This window comes from Salmonella sp. SJTUF15570 (assembly GCF_043357055.1).
Taxonomy (GTDB): domain Bacteria; phylum Pseudomonadota; class Gammaproteobacteria; order Enterobacterales; family Enterobacteriaceae; genus Salmonella; species Salmonella enterica.
In genome coordinates, this window is record NZ_JBEUKJ010000029.1 from 1 (window position 1) to 5,477 (window position 5,477).

General features: G+C 50.5%; 5 protein-coding genes, 4 tRNA genes and 1 rRNA gene. 2 read left to right on the top strand and 8 right to left on the bottom strand.

What is annotated here, in order from left to right:
• From tuf to ABVN44_RS24555, 5 genes are all read right to left on the bottom strand, one after another.
• On the bottom strand, positions 1-1,178 hold a 1,178-nt coding region (gene tuf, locus ABVN44_RS24535; RefSeq protein ID WP_020979321.1), incomplete at its 3' end, for an elongation factor Tu.
• Between the two features lie 115 nt (positions 1,179-1,293).
• Positions 1,294-1,369: transfer RNA gene (locus ABVN44_RS24540), tRNA-Thr, on the bottom strand.
• A gap of 6 nt (positions 1,370-1,375) precedes the next feature.
• Positions 1,376-1,450: transfer RNA gene (locus tag ABVN44_RS24545), tRNA-Gly, on the bottom strand.
• A gap of 116 nt (positions 1,451-1,566) precedes the next feature.
• Positions 1,567-1,651, bottom strand: a tRNA-Tyr gene (locus ABVN44_RS24550).
• A gap of 8 nt (positions 1,652-1,659) precedes the next feature.
• A tRNA-Thr gene (locus ABVN44_RS24555) sits at positions 1,660-1,735 on the bottom strand.
• A 19-nt stretch (positions 1,736-1,754) separates the two neighbouring features.
• Between ABVN44_RS24555 and ABVN44_RS24560 the strand changes: the two genes are divergently transcribed.
• The gene (locus ABVN44_RS24560; protein ID WP_001621476.1) at positions 1,755-1,928 is read left to right on the top strand and encodes a hypothetical protein; all 174 of its coding nucleotides are present in this window, start codon (positions 1,755-1,757) and stop codon (positions 1,926-1,928) included.
• A 208-nt stretch (positions 1,929-2,136) separates the two neighbouring features.
• Entirely contained in the window at positions 2,137-3,087 is a 951-nt protein-coding gene (gene coaA / locus ABVN44_RS24565; RefSeq protein ID WP_000023068.1) for a type I pantothenate kinase, read from the top strand.
• Positions 3,088-3,121: 34 nt separating this feature from the next.
• Here the strand turns inward: coaA and birA are convergent, their stop codons facing one another.
• The 3 genes from birA to rrf all read right to left on the bottom strand — a co-directional run bounded on the left by birA (position 3,122) and on the right by rrf (position 5,406).
• Complete coding sequence (gene birA, locus ABVN44_RS24570; protein ID WP_000655746.1) at positions 3,122-4,084, bottom strand: bifunctional biotin--[acetyl-CoA-carboxylase] ligase/biotin operon repressor BirA; 963 nt, start codon at positions 4,082-4,084, stop codon at positions 3,122-3,124.
• Positions 4,081-5,109: a UDP-N-acetylmuramate dehydrogenase gene (gene murB, locus ABVN44_RS24575; RefSeq protein WP_000149795.1), complete on the bottom strand. Its 1,029-nt coding sequence runs from the start codon at positions 5,107-5,109 to the stop codon at positions 4,081-4,083. Before murB ends, birA begins: the two co-directional genes overlap by 4 nt.
• A gap of 181 nt (positions 5,110-5,290) precedes the next feature.
• Positions 5,291-5,406 (bottom strand): 5S ribosomal RNA (gene rrf / locus ABVN44_RS24580).
• Positions 5,407-5,477 lie beyond the last annotated feature (71 nt).

Genomic DNA, 5,477 nt, shown 5'->3' on the forward strand with positions numbered 1-5,477 from the left:
AGAACTTTAGCAACAACGCCCGCGCCAACGGTACGGCCGCCTTCACGGATTGCGAAACGCAGACCGTCGTCCATTGCGATCGGGTGGATCAGGGTAACAACCATTTTGATGTTGTCGCCCGGCATTACCATCTCTACGCCTTCCGGCAGTTCGATGGTACCAGTCACGTCAGTAGTACGGAAGTAGAACTGCGGACGGTAGCCTTTGAAGAACGGAGTATGACGGCCGCCTTCATCTTTGGACAGAATGTACACTTCAGATTCGAACTTGGTGTGCGGCTTGATGGTGCCCGGCTTAGCCAGTACCTGACCACGTTCGATTTCTTCACGTTTGATACCACGCAGCAGAACACCTACGTTCTCACCGGCACGGCCTTCGTCCAGCAGTTTGCGGAACATTTCAACGCCAGTACAGGTAGACTTCTGAGTCTCTTTGATACCAACGATTTCAACTTCTTCGCCCACTTTGATGATACCGCGTTCTACACGACCGGTAACAACGGTACCACGACCGGAGATGGAGAATACGTCTTCGATCGGCAGCAGGAACGGCTTGTCAATCGCACGCTCTGGTTCCGGAATGTAAGAATCCAGGAAGCCAGCCAGTTCGATGATTTTCGCTTCCCACTCTGCGTCGCCTTCCAGCGCTTTCAGAGCAGAACCACGAACGATCGGAGTGTCGTCGCCCGGGAAGTCGTACTGAGACAGAAGTTCACGAACTTCCATTTCAACCAGTTCCAGCAGCTCTTCGTCATCAACCATGTCGCATTTGTTCAGGAACACGATGATGTACGGAACGCCTACCTGACGACCCAGCAGGATGTGCTCACGGGTCTGCGGCATCGGGCCGTCAGTCGCAGCAACAACCAGGATCGCGCCGTCCATCTGAGCAGCACCGGTGATCATGTTTTTAACATAGTCGGCGTGCCCCGGGCAGTCTACGTGTGCGTAGTGGCGGGTCGGGGTATCGTATTCAACGTGAGAAGTGTTGATGGTGATACCACGCGCTTTTTCTTCCGGCGCGTTATCGATCTGGTCGAATGCGCGGGCGGCACCGCCGTAGGTTTTAGCCAGTACGGTAGTAATGGCAGCGGTCAGCGTTGTTTTACCATGGTCAACGTGGCCGATAGTACCGACGTTAACGTGCGGTTTTGTACGTTCAAACTTTTCTTTAGACATCGATTGTCCCTCTAAGACACGGATAAATCGGTGATATCACCACATCAACCAGGCAACACGCCCGACTTGTTGAATGCTAATAAACAGAAGAGAAAAACAGGAAGGAGAAAAGAAGTGGTGCTGATAGGCAGATTCGAACTGCCGACCTCACCCTTACCAAGGGTGCGCTCTACCAACTGAGCTATATCAGCACATCTTGGAGCGGGCAGCGGGAATCGAACCCGCATCATCAGCTTGGAAGGCTGAGGTAATAGCCATTATACGATGCCCGCATCCTGGAACTCGGCTACCTGATTTTCATTCTGCACTGAATATCGAGAGAAACTCTCTTTATTCGAGCCGGTAAGCGAACTTATCGTCTCGGGCTGCGCCATCGCGCGGCCGAAAATGGTGGTGGGGGAAGGATTCGAACCTTCGAAGTCTGTGACGGCAGATTTACAGTCTGCTCCCTTTGGCCGCTCGGGAACCCCACCGGACTTGATGGTGCCGACTACCGGAATCGAACTGGTGACCTACTGATTACAAGTCAGTTGCTCTACCTACTGAGCTAAGTCGGCATCAAGTAGCGCGCATTCTATGGAGACCTGCGTGCTCATGCAACTAAAAAATTGCATAAAATGTTCTATCGCTCACATTTTGCGCTATAAGAGACAAAAATGCTCTAATTTCAAACAAGAGAGCATAAATTTTCGGCATTTTACTGACCGTCTGACCAGGATACGACGCGGCATTTCAACGTTCCGTCGATAGAAAGCAATCTTCTGTATCTGGTATATTCGTCACATTGCTTCTCAGGGATAGCTTTCACAGCGAGATTTTTTCTTATTATTCCTCCCCATCTGGTGTTACCCTCCTGCCCATTGTCCAAATTAACTTAAATGTGACGTGCCGTTGCATGTCAGGGATGGCCCTCGTTCATCGCTGAACTGATGTAGCAATAGCAGCCAGAAACATGCTTATGAGTATAAAAGAGCAATCGTTAATGACGCCTTACCTACAGTTTGATCGCAGCCAGTGGGCTGCGCTTCGCGATTCTGTGCCGATGACCCTGACCGAGGATGAGATCGCGCAGTTAAAAGGCATTAATGAAGATTTATCGCTGGAAGAAGTTGCAGAAATATATTTACCTCTCTCCCGTTTGCTAAATTTCTATATCAGTTCAAATCTGCGTCGTCAGGCTGTCCTGGAACAGTTTCTGGGCACTAACGGCCAGCGAATCCCTTACATCATCAGTATCGCGGGCAGCGTCGCAGTGGGTAAAAGCACGACAGCACGCGTTCTGCAAGCGTTGCTGAGTCGCTGGCCGGAACACCGCCGTGTTGAATTGATTACCACAGACGGCTTCCTCCACCCAAACCAGGTGTTGAAAGAACGCGGGTTAATGAAGAAAAAGGGGTTCCCCGAATCGTATGATATGCACCGACTGGTGAAATTCGTTTCTGACCTCAAGTCGGGCGTACCGAACGTGACGGCGCCAGTCTATTCTCATTTGATTTACGATGTTATTCCTGAAGGGGATAAAACCGTCGCTCAGCCTGATATATTGATTCTTGAAGGTTTGAATGTTTTACAAAGCGGTATGGATTATCCTCACGATCCGCACCATGTATTTGTCTCTGATTTCGTTGATTTCTCTATTTACGTTGATGCGCCAGAAGAACTTCTTCAGACGTGGTATATCAATCGCTTCCTGAAATTCCGCGAAGGGGCGTTTACCGATCCTGACTCTTATTTCCACAATTATGCGAAATTATCTAAAGAAGAAGCTGTTAATACAGCAGCTTCGCTTTGGAAAGAAATTAACTGGTTGAATTTAAAACAAAATATCTTACCTACACGAGAACGTGCCAGCCTTATTATGACCAAGAGCGCTAACCATGCGGTGGAACAGGTAAGATTGCGGAAATAACAGAAAAAAGGGGAGTACCGACTCCCCTTTTTTACTATTCGGCGCTTCGCAGCGATATTTCCCCACCCATCCAGGGTTTAATCACGCCATCCTGTTCAAGCAATAATGCGCCCTGAGTATCAATGCCGCGAGAAATACCAAATATTTCTTTGTCGCCAATAATTAGTTTTACCGGACGATCAATAAAATTATCCAGTTTTTTCCAGCGCGAAAGATAAGGAGAAAGACCTTCTTGCTCAAAAAGCTCAAGCGCAGCACGTAACTTATAAATCAGCTTTGCGGCCAGCATATTGCGGTCGAGCGTAATTCCGGCCTCTTGTAGTGTGATCCATCCCTGATTTATCACGTCCTCTTCTACGCGACGCATTGCCATGTTAATACCAGCGCCAATCACTATTTGTGCGGCATCGCCCGTTTTACCGGTTAACTCGACCAGAATACCCGCCAGTTTGCGATCCAGTAGGTAAAGGTCGTTAGGCCACTTCACACGAACTTTATCTGCGCCCAGTTCACGCAGCACTTCCGCCATCACAATTCCAATGACCAGACTCAAGCCTATTGCCGCCGCAGGCCCCTGCTCCAGACGCCAGTACATTGAAAGATATAGATTCGCGCCAAACGGTGAGAACCATTTACGCCCGCGACGACCACGCCCCGCCTGTTGGTATTCTGCCACACAGGCATCGCCTGAACGCAGCTCGCCAATTCGATCAAGTAAATACTGATTGGTTGAATCGATAACGGGCAATACCGCCACGTTTCCGCTATCCAGTTGGCTATGTATACGGTCAGCATCCAGTAACTGGATGGGTTCCGGTAAGCTATATCCTTTCCCGGGAACGGTAAATACATCTACTCCCCAGTCGCGTAATGTCTGGATATGTTTATTAATAGCCGCGCGGCTCATTCCCAGCCGTTCACCCAACTGCTCGCCTGAGTGAAACTCTCCGTCGGCAAGTAGTGAGATCAGCGTCAGGGGAACGGTAGTATCTTTCATGCAATGCTCTCCACAGCGTTCACCTCTCCGGACCGACCAATAAAACGAACCTCAGGCTCCAGCCAGACATTAAATTTTTCACCCACTTTTTGCCGGACATGATGCGCCAGCGCCACCACATCTTTACTTGTCGCATCATTCGCATTAATCAATACCAGCGCCTGTTGGCGATGCACCGCAGCGCCGCCAATGGTGACGCCTTTCAACTGACATTGATCTATCAGCCAGCCTGCCGCCAGCTTCACTGAGCCGTCTGCCTGAGGGTAATGCGGCGCGTTGGGAAATCGTTCTAACAGTTCCATAGCGATATCGGCTGCGACAACGGGATTTTTAAAAAAGCTGCCCGCATTGCCATTCACTTTAGGATCCGGCAATTTTGTGGTGCGCATATGGCATACAGCATCAAACACCTGTTGCGCGGTGACCGTTTTCGGGTCCAGACAAGTAAGATCGCCATAGGTCAACACCGGCTGCCATTGCTTTGACAAACGCAGACCCACCGCGACGATCGCAACGCGATCCTGATATTCATTTTTGAAGATACTGTCACGATAGCCGAAACGGCATTCCGCCGCGGACAAACGCAGACGTTTTCCCGTTTCCAGTTCAACGCAGTCAACGTAGTCGCAGACGCGCTGTAGTTCTACGCCATACGCGCCAATATTCTGTATAGGCGAGGAACCAACGCAGCCAGGGATGAGCGCCAGATTCTCCAGGCCGGGCATGTTGTTGTCCAGCGCGTAGCGAACAAGTTGATGCCAGTTTTCGCCTGCGCCGACGTGTAGGTGCCAGGCGTCCGCGGTTTCATTGACCTCAATGCCTTTCAGGCGGTTAAGGATCACGGTGCCGGCATAATTTTCCAGAAACAGGACATTGCTTCCTTCACCCAGGATCATAACCGGCAGTCCCTCACGAGTTGCTTGCTGCCAGGCGCTCAGTAGTTGTTGTTCGTTTTCAGCGCATACGATGTGCTTTGCACAATGATCAATGCCGAAGGTATTCCAGGGTTTTAGGGAGTGGGTCATGGCTGCTTTCCTGATACTCAATCGGCAATAGTTTACCGTATCTGTGTTGGGAAGGCTTGTGGTTATATTGAGGGTGGATCGGCGCGTCCCTGTAGGCCGGATAAGGCGGAGCCGCCATCCGGCAGACTACAGATAAAACAAAAGGCCCAGTCTTTCGACTGAGCCTTTTGCTTTATTTGATGCCTGGCAGTTCCCTACTCTCGCATGGGGAGACCCCACACTACCATCGGCGCTACGGCGTTTCACTTCTGAGTTCGGCATGGGGTCAGGTGGGACCACCGCGCTACGGCCGCCAGGCAAATTCTTTTGTGCTCTGTACGCAATTCTTTATCGCATCAGCGGCGTTGCCTGCGCTCGTAAAGTCAGTC

Coding starts and splice junctions, on each gene's coding strand:
- murB (WP_000149795.1), bottom strand. CDS start 5,109: ATGACCCACTCCCTAAAACCCTGGAATACCTTCGGCATTGATCATTGT.
- coaA (WP_000023068.1), top strand. CDS start 2,137: ATGAGTATAAAAGAGCAATCGTTAATGACGCCTTACCTACAGTTTGAT.
- birA (WP_000655746.1), bottom strand. CDS start 4,084: ATGAAAGATACTACCGTTCCCCTGACGCTGATCTCACTACTTGCCGAC.
- ABVN44_RS24560 (WP_001621476.1), top strand. CDS start 1,755: ATGGAGACCTGCGTGCTCATGCAACTAAAAAATTGCATAAAATGTTCT.